The following is a 20,173-nucleotide window of genomic DNA, read 5'->3' on the forward strand; positions in this document are numbered from 1 at the left end:
CAAGAGTGCCCGATGAAGGTTGCAGCCTTCACCGGGCGTGCCAGTGAACTGAGCAGTGCCACGAGCGAGGAGAAATGTACTGTGAGAAAAGGCTTCGTCAAGACCGAGAAAAAGACCGCGTTCGACGGCGCGATGCGCTTCGAACGACTGGCAGGAGGTGCGTGATGCAGGACACCGCCTCTTCTTCCGAATGGTTCGTCGCCAAGGCCTTGCTGGCACTCGCCGAGCAGCGCATCGCGAACGCGCAGGCCGAAGCGGCCGCGCCGCCACCGCCGCCCGACGACACGGCCGAGCCGATGGCGGGCGACGGCGCCCCTTTTGCCGAACGCCTGTGGCGCCTGCTGCGCATCCGCCGCGCGCTGACCGCCGACGAAGCCGCGAGCCTGCTGGCCGATGCGGACGACGACGTGGCCGAGGCCCGGCGCCAGGCCGGCGCACTGATGCTGTCCTGGTCGCGGCAGCGCCCGAAGGACGTGCGCATCGGCGCGCGCCGCGTCGACGGGTTGAAACGCTACGTGCTTCAGCGCGACGTGGGCGCCACGCCGCCGCCACGCACGGCAAGGGAAGGACACCCCGCATGAACGACACCACGGACCAGGCAGATCGCACGGATCGCGCATGGGAGCAGCGACTCGCACGGGCCGTTGCTGCGCACCTCGAAGCGCACGGCACGGCATCGGCCGGGGAACTCGACCGCATGCTGGCGCACCACCTCGCGGGCTACCGCCCCGAGCCGGGCAGCCCGGCGCTTCGCCGGCAACTGGCACGGCTGGCGGATGGCGGCCACGTCCACGCCGTGACGGTCGGCGGGCGGCGGCGCTGGCGATGCGGCCCCGGGCCCGTGGCGGAGCGCATGGCCTCGGCGCGCCGCGTGACGCGGCTCGACACCAGCGTCTACATGCCCGTGCACAGCCCCGTGGTGCGGCCGGGCGCGCTCGACTTCACGCGGGTGCCGAGCCTGCTGCTCGGCACGCGGTTCGGCTACTGGGGGTCCGCGCAATGAGCGGCGCCGACCCGACCCTCACCGCCGCCCAGGTGCTGGCCGAACTGCGGACCTGCGTCGGGCGCGCGCACGGCCTGCACGTGCGCGATCTCGTCGCCCGCATCACCGGCCGCTCGACACCGGCGCCCGCCCAGGAACGCCGCGCGCGCGAACACGTCGCCGCGCTGCGGCTGCAGGGCGAACACATCTGCGGCAAGCCCGACACCGGCTACTTCATGGCCGCCACGGCGGCCGAGCTCGACGAGACCTGCCGCTACCTGCGCAGCCGCGCCGTCTCCGGCCTGCGCATCGAAAGCCGGCTGCGCCAGGTGTCGCTGGCGGCCCTGCTCGGGCAGCTCGCCCTTTCCGACAACGACACCCCCCAGAACAACGCCAACACCTGAGAGGACATTCCATGCAAGAAGCCATCGCACACCACCCGGGTTACTGGAAAGACGCCAACGACGCGCTGATCCCGGTGTCGAAGATCAAGCCCATCGACAAGGACCGCCATGCCGTCGTCAGCGAACTCTGCGAGCAGGCCCGCCAGCAGAGCGCGGCGCTGATCGGTTTCAAGGTGGCCGCCATGAACGCGGTGCACGCGTTCATCGAGCGCAGCCTGGCGGCCTACGACGTGAAGCAGGGCGGCCGCAAGGGCAACGTCACGCTCGTGAGCTTCGACGGCAAGCACAAGGTGGAACGCCGGATGCAGGACACCGTCGTCTTCGACGAACGGCTGCAGGCGGCCAAGGCGCTCATCGACGAGTGCATCCAGAGCTGGAGCAAGGGCAGCAACGCCAACATCAAGGTGCTGGTGAACGATGCATTCCACGTCGACCAGCAGGGCAAGATCAGCACGGCCCGCGTGCTCGGCCTGCGCCGGCACGACATCGCCGATGCGAAGTGGCAGCAGGCGATGAGGGCGATCGGCGACAGCATGCGCATCGCCAGCACCAAGCCCTACATCCGCTTCTACGAACGCAACGACGTCACCGGCGAGTACACGCCGATCAACCTGGACGTGGCCGCCGTATGAGCATGCACATCACCGAACCCTCTTTCTGCGCCTGGTGCATGGCGCCCGGCGCCAGCCTGCACGAGATCGCCTGCGACGCCTGCCGGCCGCAGCTCGAAGCCGCGGGCCTGGTCGAACCTTCGGCGATGCGGGAGCGCCCGCCCGCCAAGGTGCAGATCGGCCCCACCGACATCTGAAACGGAGCCCCACCCCATGAGCCCTCCCGAGTTCGTCAGCACCTTGCCGTTTCCAACGCACACGATCGCGCCGTGGCCGCGCCGGGCCGCGCCGGCGCGCGACCTGCTGCCGCCCCGGTTGCGGGAGTTCGCCCGCCTGATCGGGTTGTCGGCCACCATGTCCTTCGTCGCGCGCTACGGCGGCCTGCGGATCTACATTCCGGCGAACCCGGCCCCCGACCATCCGTTCGCCGCGCTGATCGGCTTCGACAACCTGCGCGCCCTCAGCGCCGAGTACGCCGTCGACGGCACGGGGCTTCGCTTCGTGCTGCCCAAGGCCCAACGGGCCCTCGACGCCCTCCGCAACGAACGGATCCGCACGGACTACAGCACGGGCAAGTCGATCCGCGCGTTGGCCGCGGAACACAGCCTCGTGGAGCGCCAGGTCTCGCGCATCGTCGCGGACATTTCGCTCTGACCCGGAGGCCGGGCGGCAAGGCCCGGCCTCCTCACAGGAAAACTCTGGGGACAGTTTCCGGACAAGCCCCCTGTTATCCACAGCGGGACCGCGTGCGCCCAAGTTGTTCCTTTTTTGATAGCACCACGGAAGCACAGGAGCACACAGTGTCTCGGGTGTCACAAGTTGTTGTCAGGCAAGGAAAAAAGTGCCCTGTCCACAGGGCGGGTTTACCCTTATCTACTACTACTAACTTAAATAAGAAGAATAAATAGAGAAGAGAACAGGAAGCCCGCGCCCGAAAAGGAGGCCGGGCGGGGGGTCGAAGGGTTAGCCCGGTAGGTCGAATCCGTCTCGGTTGATACGATTTTTCTCGAAGCGCCGATCCCCAGGGCGTTGGAGACAAGATGGACCCGAGCAACCCCTCAGGCGCCGGCGAGGCGCTGTACCGCGTCATGGTGCGCATCCGCGCCTTCGAGAACGCCGCCGAAACCGCCAGCCAGGGCGGGGTCAGCGCCTACGGCCAGCAGGCGGGCGGCGCCGCCAAGGTGCGCGGGCCGCTGCACCTGTCGACCGGGCAGGAAGCGGTGCCGGCGGGCGTGTGCGCCCACCTGCGCGCGAGCGACTACCTCACCTCCACGCACCGCGGACACGGCCACACGCTGGCCAAGGGCGCGGACCTCACGCGAATGATGTGCGAGCTGTTCGGCAAGGCCACGGGCTTCAACGGCGGCAAGGGCGGCTCGATGCACATCGCGGACTTCTCGGTCGGCATGCTGGGCGCCAACGGCGTGGTCGCGGCGGGGCTGCCGATCGCCGTCGGCGCGGCGCATGCGCAAAAACTCTTGAAGCGCAGCGACGACATCACGGCCTGCTTCTTCGGCGACGGCGCGATCAACCGCGGCCCGTTCCTCGAAGCGCTGAACTGGGCCCGCGTGTACGACCTGCCCGTGCTCTTCGTCTGCGAGGACAACCGCTGGAGCGCCACGACCGCGAGCGGCCCGATGACGGCCGGCGACGGCGCCTCGGCGCGCGCCGCGTCGATGGACATCGCGGCCACGCAGGTCGACGGCAACGACGTGTTCGCGGTGCATGCCGCCGCCGCGCGGCTGGTGGCCGAGGTGCGCAGCGGTGCGGGGCCGCGCCTGCTGCATGCGCTCACCTACCGCGTGAAGGGCCACGTGTCGGTCGATCTCGCGGCCTACCGCGACCCGGCCGAGCTGGCCGCCGCGCTGGAGACCGACCCGATCGCGCGCGCCCGCGGCCACCTGCTCGACATTGGCGTGGCCGCCGCGACGCTGGACGCCATCGAGAACGCCGCGCGCGACGAGGTGGACACGGCCCTCGCCGTGGCCGACGCAGCGCCCTGGCCCGAGGCGAGCGCCGCCTTCACCGACGTGCAGACCACGGGAGCAGGCCAATGGCTGTGACGACACTGAGCTATTCCGAAGCCGCCGTGCGCGCGCTGCAGCAGGAGATGGACGCCGACCCGCGCGTGGTCGTGCTCGGCGAGGACGTGGGCCGCGGCGGCATCTTCGGGCAGTACAAGGGGCTGCAGCAGCAGTACGGTGCCGAGCGCGTGATCGACACGCCGATCAGCGAGGCCGCGATCATGGGCGCCGGCGTGGGCATGGCGCTCGCGGGCCTGCGCCCCGTGGTCGAGATGCGCGTGGTCGACTTCGCGCTGTGCGGCATGGACGAGCTGGTGAACCAGGCCGCGAAGAACCGCTTCATGTTCGGCGGCCAGGGCCGCGTGCCGCTGGTGGCGCGCATGCCGGGCGGCATCTGGGATGCGTCGGCGGCGCAGCATTCGCAGTCGCTCGAGGCCTGGTTCGCGCACCTGCCGGGCGTGGTGGTGGTGAGCCCGTCGACACCGCAGGACAACCACGGCCTGCTGCGCGCAGCGCTGCAGTGCGGCGACCCGGTGGTCTACATCGAGCACAAGACGCTGTGGGGCGTGCGCGGCGAGGTGGACGACACGCTGGTCGTGCCGCTGGGCCAGGCGGCGCGCGTGCGCGAGGGCAACGCGCTCACGCTCGTGAGCTGGAGCAAGCAGATGCAGCCTTGCGCCGCGGCCTGCGACGCGCTGGCGGCCGAGGGCATCGCGGTGGACCTGATCGACCTGCGCACGCTGTGGCCCTGGGACCGCGAGACGGTGCTGTCGTCGTGCGCGCGCACGGGGCGGCTGTTGGTGGTGCACGAGGCGGTGCAGGCCGCGGGCTTCGGCGCCGAGATCGCCGCGAGCGCGGCCGAGGCCACGGGCTGCCGCGTCGCGCGGCTGGGCGCGCCGCGCATTCCGGTCGGCTACGCGCCGGTGCTGGAGGCGCAGTCGCGCGTCGGCGTGGACGCGATCGTGGCGGCGGCGAAGAAGCTGGCCGGCTGAACCACAAAGGCACGAACGGCCATGGACCCGCTCTTCTTCAAGCTGGTGCGGGTGGTCAACCTCACGGCGCGGCCGTTCCATGAGCGCGTGGGGCGCGAGCACCAGCTCACGCTGAACGAGTGGCGCGCGATGGCCGTGCTGGCCGCGCAGCCGGGGCTCAGCGCCACGCAGGTCGCCGACCTCACCGGCCTGGACAAGATGGCCGTGAGCCGCGCGCTGGCGGGCCTGAAGCGCCACCAGCGCGTGCAGCGCCGCAGCGACCCGACCGACCAGCGCTGCAGCCGCCTGTACCTCACGGCCGCCGGCAAGGCGCTGCACGCCACCGTCGGCGCGCTGGGACGGCAGCGCGAGGCCGAGCTGTTCGCGGGCGTCGATGCGGGCGAGCTGGCCCGCCTGAGCGACACGCTCGACACGCTGATCCGCGCGGTGGAGCGCGCGCCCGACCCCGGCGCCGCCGATCAGACGGTGTAGCCACCGTCCACGCTCAGGTTGGCGCCGGTGACGAAGCCGCCGTCCGGGCCCACGAGGTAGGCGACCATGCCGGCGATTTCCTCGGCGCGGCCGTGGCGCGGCAGCACCATCACGTCGTGCATCGAGGCGGCGCGCGGGCCGGTGGCGGGGTTCATGGCGGTGTCGATGGGGCCGGGCTGCACGTTGTTCACCGTGATGCCGCGCGCGCCGAGGTCGCGCGCCAGGCCGCGCGTGAGGCCGACGATGGCGGCCTTGCTCATCGCGTAGACGCTGGCGCCCGCGTCCAGCACGCGCTCGGCGTTGATGCTCCCGATGTTGACGATGCGGCCCGTGCCGTCGCCCATGTGGCGCGCGGCGGCCTGGACGGCCACGAAGGTGGCGCGCACGTTGACGTCGATGGTGCGGTCGAAGTCTTCGAGCGAGAAGGTGTCGAGCTCGCCGCCGAGGTACACGCCGGCGTTGTTCACCAGGATGTCGAGGCGCTCGAAGGCGCGTGCGCCCTGGGCAATGGCGGCCGTCAGCGCGGCGGCGTCGCCGGCGTCGGCACGGATGGCCAGCGCGCGGCCGCCGGCGGCCTGGATCTCGCCGGCGAGCTTGTCGGCCTCGGCCTGCGCGCTGACGTAGGTGAAGGCCACGGCCGCGCCGTCGCGAGCCAGCCGGCGCACGATGGCGGCGCCGATGCCGCGCGAGCCGCCGGTGACGAAGGCGACCTTGCCGGCCAGGACGGGGGAAGAGGAAACAGAGGTGGAAGCCATGATTTTTCCGATCAGTTGGAGGAGGAAGGCCTTCAGTGTCGGAATTCCATTCCCTTTGCGGTAGCCATCAATCAGCCCGATCAGATTCAACCCAAAGTTGAAGATAGCGCCAGAATGGCGGCATGGAACCGCTCAATCACCTCGAATCCTTCGTGCAGAGCGCCGAGGGCGGCAGCTTCTCGGCGGCGGCGCGGCGCCTGGGGCTGACGCCGGCGGCGGTCAGCAAGAACGTGGCGCGGCTCGAGGCGCGGCTGGGCGTGCGGCTGTTCCAGCGCAGCACGCGCCGGCTCACGCTGACCGAGGCCGGCGAGCGTTTCCTGGCGCAGGTGGGCGGCGCGCTGGCGACACTGCAGGACGCGGTGGCCGGCCTCGCGCAGGACGACGGCCAGCCCTCGGGCACGCTGAAGGTGAGCATGGGCCAGGCCTTCGGGCGCGAGCACGTGCTGCCGTTCATGGGCGACTTCCTGGCGCGCTATCCGGGCATCGTGCCCGACTGGCATTTCGACAACCAGCAGGTCGACCTGGTCGGCGAGGGCTTCGACGCGGCCATCGGCGGCGGCATCGCGCTGTCGCCCGGCGTGGTGGCGCGCGAGCTGGCGCGCATCCACGTGGTCGCGGTGGCGGCGCCGGCCTACCTGACGGGGCGCGCGCTGCCCGCGCATCCGTCCGAGCTGGCGCGCTTCGACGTGCTGCTGCGCCGCTCGTCGCCCACGGGCCGGCTGCGGCCCTGGACGCTGCGGCATGCGAGCGGCGAGGAAACCATGGTCGACCTGCCGGCGCGCCCGCGCGCGATCTTCAACGACCCCGAGGCGATCGCGCAGGCGGCGCTGCTGGGGCTCGGCGTGGCGATGCTGCCGATGCCCTTCGTGGAACGCGGCCTGCGCAGCGGCGCGCTGGTGCGGCTGCTGCCCGGGTGGTACCAGGATTCGGGCGCCGTGTGGATCTACTACCCGAGCAAGAAGCTGCTGCCGCCGAAGACGCGGGTGTTCGTCGACTTCGTACTGGCGCGCTTTCGCGAGGCGCAGTTCGCGCAGCGGATGCAGGTGGGCTGAGCGGCGATGTCCATCGAAGGCCGGGGTTTTTACTCGCGACGCCTGCGGCGCCCCCCTGTACAAAGGCGCGCATGACTTCCATCTCCCGCTCTTCTTCCGTCACCTCATCCACCCGCCGCTTCGCGCTCGTCGCCACGGCGGCGGCCACTCTGGCGCTGCTCGGCGGCGCCGCGCACGCGCAGGCCACCTGGCCGACCAAGCCGGTGCGCATCGTCGTGCCCTTCGCGGCCGGCGGCACCACCGACATCCTGGCGCGCGCCGTGGCGCCCGAGCTCTCGAAGGCCTTCGGCCAGCAGTTCATCGTGGACAACCGCGCGGGCGCCGGCGGCAACGTGGGCGCCGAGATCGTCGCGCGCTCGCCCAACGACGGCTACACGCTGCTGATGGGCACGGTGGGCACGCACGGCATCAACCGCGCGCTGTACCCCAAGCTGCCCTTCGACCCGATCAAGGATTTCGCGCCGATCACCCTGGTGGCCGCCGTGCCGAACGTGATGGAGATGAACGCCGAAAAAGCCAAGTCGCTGAACATCCGCAACGTGCAGGACTTCATCAAGTACGCGAAGGCGAATCCCGGCAAGCTGAACATGGCATCGAGCGGCAGCGGCACCTCGATCCACCTGGCGGGCGAACTCTTCAAGAGCATGACGGGCACCTTCATGGCCCATATTCCGTACAAGGGATCGGGCCCGGCGCTGCTGGACATGGTGGGCGGCAACGCCGATGTGATGTTCGACAACCTGCCCTCGTCGATGGCGCAGATCAAGGGCGGCAAGCTCACGGCGCTGGCCGTGACCAGTTCGCAGCGCTCGCCCGCGCTGCCCGACGTGCCGACGGTGGAAGAAGCCGGTGGCCCCGCGCTCAAGGGCTACGAGGCGAGCTCATGGTTCGGGCTGCTGGCGCCGGCGGGCACGTCGCCGGAGATCGTGAACCGCATCCAGCAGGAAGTGGCCAAGTCGCTGGGCACGCCGGCGATCAAGGAAAAGATGCTGGCCCAGGGCGCGATCCCCAGCGGCAATTCGCCGGCGGACTTCACGAAGCTCATTGCGAGCGAGCACGTGAAGTGGGCGAAAGTCGTGAAAGAGTCCGGCGCAAAGGTGGACTGATCACGAGCCGGGACCGCTCAGGTCCCCCAGGTCACATCCTTGCTCTCGGCCTGCGAGTCCTTGAGCATGTGCAGCAGCGGCGCGGCGCGCTGGTGCAGGCCGACATGCTGCTTCTCGGCTTCGGCGTCGTGACCTTCGACGGCATGCTCGTCGTGGTTGTGCGGCGCGGGCTTGCTGCTTTCACGGGCCAGTGCGGCCTCGAGGGCGGCGATGGCGCCCGGAATCTGCTCGACCGTGATGATGCCCTGCGGCGCGGCCGGCTTGCCGACGATGTCGAGCAGCTGGCGCGCATGCACCTCGAGCATCACGAAGTCTGGAGCGGCCCGGGATTTGAAGCGGTAGAGCATGGTGCTGGTGTCCTCACTTATTTGTAGATGTAGTCACGGGCAAAAGGGTACACCGATTGCGCACCGCGCAAGGCGCCATGTTCGACCTTGCCGTCGGGCTTGGTCGACAGCATCTGGTGCAGCGAGATCCATCCCTGCTCGAAGCTCATCGCCGAGCCCGCGAGGTACAGGCGGTAGGCACGCAGAACGCGCTCGGCGTTCTCGCCCTGGCGGCCACCGCTGCGGCCCAGCACCTCGCGCGCGGCATCGAGCTGCGCCTCGAGCGCATCCGACCACGCCCACAGCGTGCGCGCGTAGTGCGGGCGCAGGCTCTCGGTGTCGACCATCTCCAGCCCTGCCGCCGCGGTCTCGCGCAGCACGTGCGTCACGTGCAGCAGTTCGCCGCCGGGGAAGATGTATTTCTCGATGAAGTCGCCCATGCCGGCACCGAGCTGGCGGTAGTTCAGCTCGCCCGAGGTGATGCCGTGGTTGAGCACCAGCCCGCCCGGCTTGAGCAGCGTGTGGATCTTGCGGAAGTAGGTCGGCATGTTGGCCGCGCCCACGTGCTCGAACATGCCCACCGACGAGATCTTGTCGAAGGGCTGGTCGTCGGGCAGCTCGCGGTAATCGCGCAGCTCCACGCGCACGCGGCCCTGCAGCCCTTTTTCTTCGATGAGCCGCTGCACATGCGCGTGCTGGTTCTTCGACAGCGTGATGCCGGTGGCGTCCACGCCGTAGTGCTCGGCCGCCCACAGCAGCAGCGCGCCCCAGCCCGAGCCGACGTCGAGGTAACGCTCGCCGGGCTGCAGCATGAGCTTGCGGCAGATGTGGTCGAGCTTGGCTTCCTGCGCCTGCGCCAGCGTGAGCTCGGGCGTGCGGAAGTAGGCGCATGAATAGACGCGGCGCGGGTCCAGCCACAGCGCGTAGAAATCGTCGGAGACGTCGTAGTGGAACTCGATCTGCGCGGCGTCCTTGCGCAGCGAGTGCGAGCCGCGCGACTTGGCGCGGTGCTGCAGGCGGCTCCACCAGCTGGTGTCGGTCTCCGCCGGATTGCCGGGCAACAGGCCGACGGTGGCGTCGATCAGGTCGCGCATGGCGCCCTCGATCTGCACCTTGCCCTCGACGTAGGCCTCGCCGATGGCCCCGACCTGCCGGCCGGCCAGCTTGGCCAGCACCGACCACTCCTTGAAAGCCAGCGTCACGCGTGAACCCGCCTGGGCGACCCGGCGCCCGTCGGGCAGCTCCAGTGCGATGGGCACGGGCAGCGAGGCCAGCTGCGACTCGATCTTGGGTATCAAGTGTTGCATGGGGCCATGGTATTGATTTTTCCAAGAATTTGCATGACATCGCGCGCCGCACGGGCACGGGAGCCTCTGCAGAGAACCCCTCGTTGACAACAGATTGTTTATGCCTAAACTATTCAACCATGAACAGCTTGACCACCCCCCGCCTCGCGCCCGCCTCGGACCTCCAGCGCATCCTGTGCATCGGTGGGGGTCCAGCCGGCCTGTATTTCGCCCTGCTGATGAAGGCCCGCAACCCGGCGCTGCAGATCACCGTGGTCGAACGCAACCGCCCCTTCGACACCTTCGGCTGGGGCGTGGTGCTCAGCGACCAGACGCTGGGCAACCTGCGCGAAGCCGACGGCCCCACGGCCGCGCTCATCGGCAACGAGTTCCACCACTGGGACGACATCCAGGTCTTCTTCAAGGGCCGCCAGGTGCGCTCCGGCGGCCACGGCTTCTGCGGCATCGGCCGCAAGCGCCTCTTGAACATCCTGCAGGAACGCTGCCTCGAACTCGGCGTGGAGCTGGTGTTCGAAACCGACGCCACCGACGACCAGGCCATTGCCGCGCAGTACAAGGCCGACCTCGTCATTGCCAGCGACGGCCTCAACAGCCGCATCCGCCAGCGCTACGCCGACGTGTACAAGCCCGACGTCGATCTGCGCAACTGCCGCTTCGTGTGGCTGGGCACGCACCAGACCTTCGACGCCTTCACCTTCGCCTTCGAACAGACCGAGCACGGCTGGTTCCAGGCGCATGCCTACCAGTTCGACGACAAGACCTCGACCTTCATCGTCGAGACGCCCGAAGCCGTGTGGAAGGCCCACGGCCTGGACCAGATGGAGCAGCCCGAGGCCATCGCCTTCTGCGAGAAGCTGTTCGCCAAGTACCTGGGCGGCCACGCGCTGATCAGCAACGCCACGCACCTGCGCGGCTCGGCCAACTGGATCCGCTTTCCGCGCGTGGTGTGCGAGCGCTGGACGCACCGCATCGACGTCGAGGGCCGCTCGGTGCCCGTCGTGCTCATGGGCGACGCCGCGCACACCGCGCACTTCTCGATCGGCTCGGGCACCAAGCTCGCACTCGAAGACGCGATCGACCTGGCCAACGAATTCGAACAGGGCGGCACGCTCGACCACGTGCTCGAAGGCTATGAAGCACGACGCAGCGTCGAGGTGCTGAAGATCCAGAACGCCGCGCGCAACTCGACCGAGTGGTTCGAGAACGTGCCGCGCTACACGGGCATGGAGATCGAGCAGTTCGCCTACTCGCTGCTCACGCGCTCGCAGCGCATCAGCCACGAGAACCTGCGCGTGCGCGACACGCATTGGCTCGGCGGCTACGAGCAGTGGCTGGCAGGCGGCAAGGCGATGGCACCGATGCTGATGCCGCTGAAGGTGCGCGGCCTCGAGCTGAAGAACCGCATCGTGGTCTCGCCGATGGCCACCTACAGCGCGGTCGACGGCGTGCCGCAAGACTTCCTGCTGGTGCACCTGGGTGCGCGCGCGCTCGGTGGCGCCGCGATGGTGTGCGTCGAGATGACGAGCCCGACGCCCGAAGGCCGCATCACGCCGGCCTGCACGGGCCTGTACAACGACACGCAGCAGGCCGCGTTCAAGCGCATCGTCGATTTCGTGCACACGCAGTCGAGCGCCAAGATCGCGATCCAGCTCGGCCACAGCGGCCCCAAGGGCTCGACGCGCGTGGGCTGGGAAGGCACCGACGAGCCGCTCGAAAGCGGCAACTGGCCTGTGCTCGGCGCGAGCGCCCTGCCCTATGGCGAACAGAACCAGCTGCCGGCCGCGATCACGCGCGCCGAGATGGACACGCTGCGCGACCAGTTCGTCGACTCCACGCGCCGCGCCGTCGAATGCGGCTTCGACTGGCTCGAGCTGCACTGCGCGCACGGCTACCTGCTGTCGGCCTTCATCAGCCCGCTCACCAACCAGCGCACCGACGAGTACGGCGGCGACATCGCAGCGCGCTGCCGCTACCCGCTCGAAGTGTTCCGCGCGATGCGCGCCGTGTGGCCGGCCGACAAGCCGATGAGCGTGCGCATCTCGGCGCACGACTGGGCACCGGGCGGCAACACCGATGCCGACGCCGTGGTGATCGCACGCCTCTTCAAGGAGGCCGGCGCCGACTTCATCGACGTCTCTTCCGGTCAGACAACGCGCGATGCGAAGCCCGTGTACGGCCGCATGTACCAGACGCCGTTCGCCGACCGCATCCGCAACGAGGTCGGCATCTCGACCATCGCGGTGGGCGCCATCACCGACGCCGACCAGGCCAACAGCATCATCGCGGCCGGCCGCGCCGACCTGTGCGCCGTGGCGCGCCCGCACCTGGCCGACCCCGCCTGGACGCTGCACGAAGCGGCCAAGCTGCAAAGCCGCGACGTCGACTGGCCCAAGCAGTACCTGAGCGGCCGCGACCAGATGTACCGCGAGATCGCCAAGCAGCAGCAGATCGCCGCGGCCACCGCTGCCGCGGGCCGCGCGGCCGACACCGAAGAGACACACTGACATGGACCTCGAAGCACGCGCCCACAGCGAGCACCCCGAGGCGCTGCGCCTCTGGCTGCGCATGCTCACCTGCACGCAGCTGGTGGAAAAGCAGGTGCGCAACGGACTGCGCGCGCAGTTCGCCACCACGCTGCCGCGCTTCGATCTCATGTCGCAGCTCGAGCGCTCGCCCGACGGCCTGAAGATGAACGAGCTCTCGCGCCGCATGATGGTCACGGGCGGCAACGTCACCGGCATCACCGACCAGCTCGTGACCGAAGGGCTGGTGGAGCGCATCAACGTCGAGGGCGACCGCCGCGCCTGGCGCGTGCGCCTCACACCGCGCGGGCGCAAGCTCTTCAACGAGATGGCGCAGCAGCACGAAGACTGGATCGTCGAGGCTTTTTCAAGCCTCAACCCCAAGGAGATCGCGCAGCTTCACAAGCTGCTCGGCAAGGTCAAGCAACATTCCCACAGCAGCCAATTGGCGGAGACCGCATGAAGCACTACATCGGCGCAAGCAATCCCATGCGCGCGCAATTCGAACCCAAGGCCGACTACAAGGCCGAGCATTTCGCCTGGCGTTATGAAGCCGGCGTCGGCACCATCACGCTGAACCGCCCCGAGCGCAAGAACCCGCTGACATTCGACTCGTACGCCGAGCTGCGCGACCTGTTCCGCGCGCTGACCTACGCAACCGACGTGAAGGTGATCGTCGTCACCGGCGCCGGCGGCAACTTCTGCTCGGGCGGCGACGTGCATGAAATCATCGGCCCGCTGACCGGCATGCGCATGCCCGAGCTGCTCGAGTTCACGCGCATGACCGGCGACCTCGTGAAGGCCATCCGCAACTGCCCGCAGCCGATCGTCGGCGCGATCGACGGCGTGTGCGCCGGCGCCGGCGCGATGATCGCGCTGGCCTGCGACCTGCGCTACGGCACGCCCGCCACGCGCACCGCTTTCCTCTTCACCCGCGTGGGTCTGGCCGGCGCCGACATGGGCGCCTGCGCGCTGCTGCCGCGCGTGATCGGCCAGGGCCGCGCCTCGGAGTTGCTCTTCACCGGCCGCGCCATGACCGCCGAAGAAGGCCAGGCCTGGGGCTTCTTCAACGCACTGCACGACAGCGCCTCGCTGCTCGACGCCGCCACCAAGGTCGCGCGCGACCTGGCCGAAGGCCCGAGCTTCGCGCACGGCATGACCAAGACCATGCTCGCGCAAGAGTGGTCGATGACCATCGACCAGGCCATCGAGGCCGAAGCGCAGGCACAGGCGATCTGCATGCAAACCGAAGACTTCAAGCGCGCCTACGAGGCCTTCGCGGCCAAGCGCAAGCCGGTGTTCGGCGGAGACTGACGCGCATCATGATGACCAAGATTCCCGCCCCACCGTCGACCGCGCACCTCGCGCTGCCGTTCTTCGACGACGCGCACCGCGCGCTCGCCAACGACCTGCTGCCCTGGTGCGCCGCCCAGGAGATCGATGAGCGCGACGACCGCGCGGCCTGCCGCGAATGGGTGCGCCGCCTCGGCGACGCCGGCTGGCTGCGCTACGCGGTGCCCGGCAGTGCCGGCGGCGCGCTCGAGCGCCTCGATTCGCGCGCGCTCGTGCTGCTGCGCGAGACGCTCGGCTACCACTCGCCACTGGCCGACTTCGCCTTCGCGATGCAGGGCCTGGGCAGCGGCGCGATCACGCTGGACGGCACGCCCGAGCAGCAGTCGCAGTACCTCACGGCCGTGGGCCAGGGCAAGAAGATCGCGGCCTTCGCGCTCAGCGAACCCGAGGCCGGCTCCGACGTCGCAGCGATGGCGATGCGCGCCGAGCCCACCGCCGACGGCTGGCGCCTGAACGGCGAGAAGACCTGGATCAGCAACGGCGGCATCGCCGACTTCTACTGCGTGTTCGCGAAGACCGACCCCACGGCGGGCACGCGCGGCATCACGGTGTTCATCGTCGATGCGACGACGCCGGGGCTCGACACCTCGGCCCACATCGACGTGATGGCGCCGCACCCGCTGGCCACCCTGCGCTTCGACAACTGCGTCGTGCCGCGCACGGCGCAGCTGGGCACGCTGAACAGCGGCTTCAAGCTCGCGATGCGCACGCTCGACATCTTCCGCGCCTCGGTGGCCGCCGCCGCGCTCGGCATGGGGCGCCGCGCGCTCGCCGAAGCCATCGCGCACGCCAAGGGCCGCCGCATGTTCGGCCAGACGCTGGCCGACTTCCAGCTCACGCAGGCCAAGCTCGGCGAGATGGCCGCGCTGATCGACAGCGCCGCGCTGCTCACCTACCGCGCCGCGTGGATGCGCGACGACGCCGAGCGCCGTGGCGCCCCGGCGGTCGGCGACGTGTCGGCGGCTGCCGCCATGGCCAAGATGTGCGCCACCGAGAACGCGAGCCGCGTGATCGACATGGCGCTGCAGATGCATGGTGGCCTCGGCGTGAAGGTCGGCACCAAGATCGAAAGCCTGTACCGGGACATCCGCTCGCTGCGCATTTACGAAGGCGCGACGGAAGTCCAGCAACTGATCATCGGCAAATCCGTTTTGCGGGGGTGAAACCGTGTCTGCCCAAGTCGATCGCTTCGTTCATGACCGCCTGCCGCCTGCCGCGCAGCTCCCGGTCTTTCGCTACGACCTGCCCGAGCTGCAGTTCCCCGACCAGCTGAACCTGGTCGAGGAGCTGCTGGACAAGGCGGTCGCCAAGGGCTTCGGCGACAAGCCGATGCTGCGCTCGCCCGCTGGCGTGCTCACCTACGCCCAGGCGGGCGTCGAGGTGAACCGCATCGCCCAGGTGCTGGTCGAGGATCTCGGGCTCGTGCCCGGCAACCGCGTGCTGCTGCGCGGCGGCAACTCGGTGTGGATGGCGCTGTCGTGGCTGGCCGTGGTCAAGGCCGGGCTGATCGCCGTGGCGACCATGCCGCTGCTGCGCGCCAAGGAGCTGGGCGAGATCATCGAGAAATCGCAGCCCGTGGCCGCGCTGTGCGAAGGCCGCCTGCTCGAGGAGCTGGTGGCCGCACAGCAGGCGCATCCGGTGCTCACGACGGTGATTGCCTTCAACCAGCCCGACGCGCCCGATTCGCTGTCGGCACGCGCGGCCGGCAAGAGCGGCGTGTTCCCCGCCTGCCCCACGGCAGCCGACGACATCGCGCTGCTCGCCTTCACCTCGGGCACGACGGGCAAGCCCAAGGCGCCCGTCACCACGCACCGCGACGTGGTCGCCATGTGCCAGACCTGGCCGCGCCACGTGCTGCGCGCGCGCAGCGACGACATCGTGGTCGGCACGCCGCCGCTGGCCTTCACCTTCGGGCTCGGCGGCTTGCTGATCTTCCCGATGTGGGCTGGTGCTTCGGTGTACTTTCCCGAGGGCGCTTTCTCGCCCGAGGCGCTCGTGAAGCTCATCAACGAGGTCGGCGCGACCCTCTGCTACACCGCGCCCACTTTCTATCGCCAGATGGCGCCCTTCGTCCGGCAGCACGGGGCGCCGAGCCTGCGCATCTGCGTGAGCGCAGGCGAGGCGCTTCCCGACGCCACGCGCCAGCTCTGGAAGGAGACCACCGGCATCGAGATGCTCGACGGCATCGGCGGCACCGAGGTGTTTCACATCTACATCTCGGCCGCCGGCGACGAAGTGCGCCGCGGCGCCGTCGGCAAGGCGGTGCCAGGCTTCACCGCCAAGGTGGTGGACGACGAAGGCAACGAGGTGCCGCGCGGTACGGTCGGCAAGCTGGCGCTGCAAGGCCCGGTCGGTTGCCGCTACCTCGACGATCCGCGCCAGGGCGACTACGTGAAGAACGGCTGGAACTACCCTGGCGACTCCTTCGTGCAGGATGACGACGGCTACTTCTTCTATCAGGCGCGTGCGGACGACATGATCATCACGGCCGGCTACAACGTCGGCGGCCCGGAGGTGGAGGATGCGCTGCTCAAGCACCCGGCCGTGGCCGAGTGCGGCGTGATCGGCAAGCCCGACGCCGACCGCGGCATGATCGTGAAAGCCTTCTGCGTGCTCAAGCCCGGCCACACCGGCGACGCAGCGATGGTGAAGGCCCTCCAGGACCACGTGAAAGCCACCATCGCCCCCTTCAAGTACCCGCGGGAGATCGAGTTCGTGACGGCGCTGCCGCGCACCGAAACCGGCAAACTCCAGCGCTTCAAATTGAGACAACTCAACAGCAACACCATCATGACGAACAAACTCATTCAGCCTCCGGGCTGGCTGCCCCCGAAGGGCTATGCAAACGGCATCGCGGCGCGCGGCACCCAGGTGTTCGTCGGCGGCCAGATCGGCTGGAATGCCCAGCAGCAGTTCGAATCCGACGACTTCATCGACCAGTGCGGCCAGGCGCTGCGCAACATCGCCGAAGTGCTGCGCGAAGCCGGTGCCGGCCCCGAGCACATGGTGCGCATGACCTGGTACGTGACGGACCGCGACGAGTACAGCCGTCGCCTGTCCGAGCTCGGCCCGGTCTACCGCGACGCGCTGGGCCGCAACTTCCCGGCCATGACCTGCGTGCAGGTCGCGGCGCTGGTGGAGCACCGTGCGAAGGTGGAGATCGAGGTGACGGCGGTCATTCCGGACTGATCCTGCGCTTGGGCTGCGCGTCAGCGCAGCCCCTCAGACGCATTCGCTGCGCAAGTTCTCGACAGCGGCCTCTTTGGGGGCCGGTCCAGAAACAGAAAAGCCCTCTTCGCGAGGGCATTTTTTTGTGTCGAATTTCGACCGGGAATTTCCAAAAGAATTTGGACAAAGAAAAAGGCCCTTTGATTTCTCAAAGGGCCTTTTAAATTGGTTGCGCGAGCAAGATTTGAACTTGCGACCTTTGGGTTATGAGCCCAACGAGCTACCAGGCTGCTCCATCGCGCGGCAAGTATAAATTATAGCTTATTCAGCGGCGTTTTGCTCAGCGCCAGCATCTTTAATTTCAGCACGGTCGACCAGTTCGACGAGCGCCATCGGGGCGTTGTCGCCCACGCGGAAACCCATCTTCAGGATGCGGGTGTAGCCGCCCGGACGCGCTGCGAAACGCGGGCCGAGTTCGCCGAAGAGCTTGACGACGCTGTCGCGGCTGCGCAGGCGGTCGAAGGCCAGGCGCTTGTTGGCGAGCGTGGGCTTCTTGGCCAGGGTGATCATCGGCTCGATGACGCGGCGCAGTTCCTTGGCCTTGGGGACCGTGGTCTTGATGACTTCGTGCTCGATGAGCGAATTCATCATGTTCTGCAGCATCGCAAGGCGGTGCGAGCTGGTGCGGTTGAGTTTGCGAAGTCCGTGTCCGTGACGCATGGTGCTTTTCCTTTACTTTATTAAACAGGCAGCCGTATCAGGTACTGCCCGGGCACGAGCCCTCAGGGGCTCAATTCAAAACAAAAATCAACGCTTGTCGAGACCGGCCGGCGGCCAGCTTTCAAGCTTCATACCCAAGGTGAGACCGCGCGAAGCGAGGACTTCCTTGATTTCGTTGAGCGACTTGCGACCCAGGTTCGGGGTCTTGAGCAGCTCGTTCTCGGTGCGCTGGATCAGGTCACCGATGTAGTAGATGTTTTCGGCCTTCAGGCAGTTGGCCGAACGCACCGTCAGTTCGAGTTCGTCGACAGGGCGCAGCAGGATCGGATCGAATTGCTGGGCGCTGCGCGGTGCGGGTGCATCGAATGCAGCGAGTTCGCCGCCTTCGAGCTGCGCAAACACGGCGAGCTGCTCAACCAGGATTTTAGCCGATGCGCGAACGGCATCTTCGGCGCTGATCGCACCGTTGGTCTCGATCTCGACCAGCAGCTTGTCCAGGTCGGTACGCTGTTCGACACGAGCGCTTTCGACGGTGTAGCTCACGCGCTTGACGGGCGAGAACGACGCGTCGAGAACGATGCGGCCGATCGACTTGGTCGGCTCGTCCGCGTAGCGGCGCATCGTGCCAGGCACATAGCCGCGACCCTTTTCGACCTTGATCTGCATGTCGAGCTTGCCGCCTTGCGACAGGTGCGCGATCACGTGGTCGGGGTTGATGATCTCGACGTCGTGCGGGGTCTGGATGTCCGATGCGAGGACCGGGCCTTCGCCGTCCTTGCGCAGGCTCAGCGTGACTTCGTCGCGGTTGTGGAGCTTGAACACCACGCCCTTGAGATTCAGCAGGATGTTGACGACATCTTCCTGCACGCCGTCGATCGACGAGTACTCATGCAGAACGCCAGCGATCGTGACTTCGGTGGCCGAGTAGCCGACCATGGACGACAGCAGAACGCGACGCAGCGCGTTGCCGAGCGTGTGGCCGTAGCCGCGCTCGAAAGGTTCGAGCGTGACCTTGGCCTTGTTGGCGGCAAGTTGCTCGACCTGGATGGTCTTGGGTTTCAGCAGGGTGGTTTGCATGCAGACTTCCTCTCAATACCCCCGGCTCGTTACACCGGTAAGGCTGGTGAAGCGCCTGATCCGCAACAGAGTGCGGAGCAGGAACGTGAACAACAATATCAATCTCCCGCCGGCGCAAAGACGCGCAGGCGGGTAGAGAAAATCAACGCGAATACAGTTCGACGATCAGCGATTCGTTGATGTCGGCTGCGAATTCGTCGCGATCCGGGACCTTCTTGAAGGTGCCTTCGGCCTTGTCGGCGTTCACATCGACCCAAGCCGGCATGCCGACTTGTTGGGCGAGTTGCAGCGCTTCGACAATGCGGTTCTGCTTCTTCGACTTTTCACGCACGGCGATCACGTCACCGGTCTTGACCAGGTACGACGGGATGTTGACCGACTGGCCGTTCACGGTGATCGCCTTGTGCGACACGAGCTGGCGTGCTTCGGCGCGCGTCGAGCCGAAGCCCATGCGGTAGACCACGTTGTCCAGGCGCGACTCGAGGATGAACAGCAGGTTGGCGCCGGTGTTGCCACGGCGGCGATCGGCTTCTTCGAAGTAACGGCGGAACTGCTTCTCGAGCACGCCGTACATGCGCTTGACCTTCTGCTTCTCACGCAGCTGCAGACCGTAGTCGGAGGTGCGCTGACCCGAGGTGCGGCCGTGCTGGCCGGGCTTGGAGTCGAACTTGGCCTTGTCTTGAATGGAGCGGCGGGCGCTCTTCAGGAACAGGTCGGTGCCTTCACGGCGGGAAAGTTTGGCCTTGGGGCCGAGGTAACGTGCCACGGTATTTCCTTGGTGTCATCTGCCGCAGTTGCCTGCGGGAGCCGTCGGCGGATGTGCCGATGGCGGTGGGCTTAGTGAAAAAACAAATGCGCAGCCGCTCGAAAGCTGGCTGCGCCTTGCGGACTGACGATCAGATGCGGCGACGCTTCTGGGGACGGCAGCCGTTGTGCGGAACGGGCGTCACGTCGGCAATGGAATTGATCCGGATGCCGAGCGCAGCCAGGGCGCGCACCGACGACTCGCGACCAGGACCGGGGCCCTTGATCTCGACGTCGAGGTTCTTGATACCTTGTTCGACAGCAGCACGGCCGGCCACTTCGGAAGCGACCTGCGCAGCGAACGGGGTCGACTTGCGCGAGCCCTTGAAGCCCTGGCCACCCGACGAAGCCCACGACAGGGCGTTGCCCTGGCGATCGGTGATCGTGATGATGGTGTTGTTGAACGAGGCATGCACGTGGGCGATACCGTCCGCAACGTTCTTGCGAACCTTCTTGCGAACGCGCTGTGCGGCGTTGTTTGCAGGTGCTTTAGCCATGC

General features: G+C 68.1%; 23 protein-coding genes, 1 tRNA gene and 2 pseudogenes. 18 read left to right on the top strand and 8 right to left on the bottom strand.

The genetic code is table 11. The features are described 5' to 3' along the window. Window positions 1-12 precede the first annotated feature (12 nt). From AC3WQM_RS28775 to AC3WQM_RS28820, 10 genes are all read left to right on the top strand, one after another. Window positions 13-165, top strand: coding sequence for a hypothetical protein (locus AC3WQM_RS28775; RefSeq protein ID WP_185993763.1), 153 nt, complete (start codon window positions 13-15; stop codon window positions 163-165). Next, entirely contained in the window at window positions 165-581 is a 417-nt protein-coding gene (locus AC3WQM_RS28780) for a hypothetical protein (protein WP_492683420.1), read from the top strand. The genes AC3WQM_RS28775 and AC3WQM_RS28780 overlap by 1 nt, the downstream gene beginning before the upstream one ends. Continuing rightward, window positions 578-1,003, top strand: coding sequence for a hypothetical protein (locus AC3WQM_RS28785; RefSeq protein WP_139700593.1), 426 nt, complete (start codon window positions 578-580; stop codon window positions 1,001-1,003). The genes AC3WQM_RS28780 and AC3WQM_RS28785 overlap by 4 nt, the downstream gene beginning before the upstream one ends. Beyond that, window positions 1,000-1,386, top strand: coding sequence for a hypothetical protein (locus AC3WQM_RS28790; RefSeq protein WP_492683421.1), 387 nt, complete (start codon window positions 1,000-1,002; stop codon window positions 1,384-1,386). Before AC3WQM_RS28785 ends, AC3WQM_RS28790 begins: the two co-directional genes overlap by 4 nt. A gap of 11 nt (window positions 1,387-1,397) precedes the next feature. Continuing rightward, window positions 1,398-2,018 (top strand): DUF3164 family protein, encoded by a 621-nt coding sequence (locus tag AC3WQM_RS28795; RefSeq protein WP_095950404.1) that lies wholly within the window; start codon window positions 1,398-1,400, stop codon window positions 2,016-2,018. Further along, window positions 2,015-2,194: a hypothetical protein gene (locus AC3WQM_RS28800; RefSeq protein ID WP_139700597.1), complete on the top strand. Its 180-nt coding sequence runs from the start codon at window positions 2,015-2,017 to the stop codon at window positions 2,192-2,194. The genes AC3WQM_RS28795 and AC3WQM_RS28800 overlap by 4 nt, the downstream gene beginning before the upstream one ends. A 16-nt stretch (window positions 2,195-2,210) precedes the next feature. After that, window positions 2,211-2,651, top strand: coding sequence for a Mor transcription activator family protein (locus AC3WQM_RS28805; protein WP_492683422.1), 441 nt, complete (start codon window positions 2,211-2,213; stop codon window positions 2,649-2,651). Window positions 2,652-3,037: 386 nt separating this feature from the next. Continuing rightward, on the top strand, window positions 3,038-4,060 hold the full coding sequence (locus AC3WQM_RS28810; RefSeq protein WP_492683423.1) for a thiamine pyrophosphate-dependent dehydrogenase E1 component subunit alpha: 1,023 nt from the start codon (window positions 3,038-3,040) through the stop codon (window positions 4,058-4,060). Beyond that, entirely contained in the window at window positions 4,051-5,013 is a 963-nt protein-coding gene (locus AC3WQM_RS28815; protein ID WP_492683424.1) for an alpha-ketoacid dehydrogenase subunit beta, read from the top strand. The genes AC3WQM_RS28810 and AC3WQM_RS28815 overlap by 10 nt, the downstream gene beginning before the upstream one ends. Window positions 5,014-5,034: 21 nt before the next feature. Continuing rightward, window positions 5,035-5,484 carry a MarR family winged helix-turn-helix transcriptional regulator gene (locus AC3WQM_RS28820; RefSeq protein ID WP_492683425.1) on the top strand — a complete coding sequence of 150 codons (450 nt, stop codon included), beginning with the start codon at window positions 5,035-5,037 and terminating at the stop codon, window positions 5,482-5,484. On the opposite strand, the gene AC3WQM_RS28825 is transcribed toward AC3WQM_RS28820, so the two are convergent. Further along, window positions 5,472-6,239: an SDR family oxidoreductase gene (locus tag AC3WQM_RS28825; RefSeq protein ID WP_062474843.1), complete on the bottom strand. Its 768-nt coding sequence runs from the start codon at window positions 6,237-6,239 to the stop codon at window positions 5,472-5,474. The two genes, AC3WQM_RS28820 and AC3WQM_RS28825, sit on opposite strands and share 13 nt — an antisense overlap. A 122-nt stretch (window positions 6,240-6,361) precedes the next feature. Between AC3WQM_RS28825 and AC3WQM_RS28830 the strand changes: the two genes are divergently transcribed. Both AC3WQM_RS28830 and AC3WQM_RS28835 read left to right on the top strand, forming a co-directional pair. Next, complete coding sequence (locus tag AC3WQM_RS28830; RefSeq protein WP_492683426.1) at window positions 6,362-7,291, top strand: LysR family transcriptional regulator; 930 nt, start codon at window positions 6,362-6,364, stop codon at window positions 7,289-7,291. Between the two features lie 71 nt (window positions 7,292-7,362). After that, entirely contained in the window at window positions 7,363-8,397 is a 1,035-nt protein-coding gene (locus AC3WQM_RS28835) for a Bug family tripartite tricarboxylate transporter substrate binding protein (protein WP_492683427.1), read from the top strand. 17 nt (window positions 8,398-8,414) lie between these two features. Here the strand turns inward: AC3WQM_RS28835 and AC3WQM_RS28840 are convergent, their stop codons facing one another. Both AC3WQM_RS28840 and AC3WQM_RS28845 read right to left on the bottom strand, forming a co-directional pair. Further along, window positions 8,415-8,744 (bottom strand): DUF1840 domain-containing protein, encoded by a 330-nt coding sequence (locus AC3WQM_RS28840; protein WP_489061229.1) that lies wholly within the window; start codon window positions 8,742-8,744, stop codon window positions 8,415-8,417. 17 nt (window positions 8,745-8,761) lie between these two features. After that, window positions 8,762-10,030 (bottom strand): class I SAM-dependent methyltransferase, encoded by a 1,269-nt coding sequence (locus AC3WQM_RS28845; RefSeq protein WP_489061230.1) that lies wholly within the window; start codon window positions 10,028-10,030, stop codon window positions 8,762-8,764. A 119-nt stretch (window positions 10,031-10,149) separates the two neighbouring features. On the opposite strand from AC3WQM_RS28845, the gene AC3WQM_RS28850 reads away from it, so the two are divergent. From AC3WQM_RS28850 to AC3WQM_RS28875, 6 genes and pseudogenes are all read left to right on the top strand, one after another. After that, on the top strand, window positions 10,150-12,534 hold the full coding sequence (locus AC3WQM_RS28850; protein ID WP_492683428.1) for a bifunctional salicylyl-CoA 5-hydroxylase/oxidoreductase: 2,385 nt from the start codon (window positions 10,150-10,152) through the stop codon (window positions 12,532-12,534). A 1-nt stretch (window position 12,535) separates the two neighbouring features. Beyond that, complete coding sequence (locus tag AC3WQM_RS28855) at window positions 12,536-13,015, top strand: MarR family winged helix-turn-helix transcriptional regulator (protein WP_101491458.1); 480 nt, start codon at window positions 12,536-12,538, stop codon at window positions 13,013-13,015. Further along, window positions 13,012-13,866 carry an enoyl-CoA hydratase family protein gene (locus AC3WQM_RS28860; RefSeq protein WP_492683429.1) on the top strand — a complete coding sequence of 285 codons (855 nt, stop codon included), beginning with the start codon at window positions 13,012-13,014 and terminating at the stop codon, window positions 13,864-13,866. The genes AC3WQM_RS28855 and AC3WQM_RS28860 overlap by 4 nt, the downstream gene beginning before the upstream one ends. Window positions 13,867-13,874: 8 nt before the next feature. Further along, entirely contained in the window at window positions 13,875-15,068 is a 1,194-nt protein-coding gene (locus AC3WQM_RS28865) for an acyl-CoA dehydrogenase family protein (protein ID WP_492683430.1), read from the top strand. Between the two features lie 4 nt (window positions 15,069-15,072). Next, window positions 15,073-16,686 (top strand): annotated as a pseudogene (locus AC3WQM_RS28870) (AMP-binding protein); the annotation flags it as partial. A gap of 66 nt (window positions 16,687-16,752) precedes the next feature. Beyond that, a pseudogene (locus AC3WQM_RS28875) lies at window positions 16,753-17,094 on the top strand (RidA family protein); the annotation flags it as partial. Between the two features lie 205 nt (window positions 17,095-17,299). Here AC3WQM_RS28875 and AC3WQM_RS28880 read toward each other — a convergent pair. The 5 genes from AC3WQM_RS28880 to rpsK all read right to left on the bottom strand — a co-directional run bounded on the left by AC3WQM_RS28880 (window position 17,300) and on the right by rpsK (window position 20,171). Then, window positions 17,300-17,376, bottom strand: a tRNA-Met gene (locus AC3WQM_RS28880). 18 nt (window positions 17,377-17,394) lie between these two features. Beyond that, window positions 17,395-17,793, bottom strand: coding sequence for a 50S ribosomal protein L17 (gene rplQ / locus AC3WQM_RS28885; protein ID WP_056576970.1), 399 nt, complete (start codon window positions 17,791-17,793; stop codon window positions 17,395-17,397). 87 nt (window positions 17,794-17,880) lie between these two features. After that, window positions 17,881-18,870 carry a DNA-directed RNA polymerase subunit alpha gene (locus tag AC3WQM_RS28890; RefSeq protein ID WP_056576973.1) on the bottom strand — a complete coding sequence of 330 codons (990 nt, stop codon included), beginning with the start codon at window positions 18,868-18,870 and terminating at the stop codon, window positions 17,881-17,883. 142 nt (window positions 18,871-19,012) lie between these two features. After that, window positions 19,013-19,636 (bottom strand): 30S ribosomal protein S4, encoded by a 624-nt coding sequence (gene rpsD / locus AC3WQM_RS28895; RefSeq protein WP_056576976.1) that lies wholly within the window; start codon window positions 19,634-19,636, stop codon window positions 19,013-19,015. Between the two features lie 130 nt (window positions 19,637-19,766). Beyond that, window positions 19,767-20,171, bottom strand: coding sequence for a 30S ribosomal protein S11 (gene rpsK / locus AC3WQM_RS28900; RefSeq protein ID WP_009124825.1), 405 nt, complete (start codon window positions 20,169-20,171; stop codon window positions 19,767-19,769). Between the last annotated feature and the right edge of the window lie 2 nt (window positions 20,172-20,173).

It is taken from the genome of Variovorax sp. FW301-JW7, from assembly GCF_058788795.1.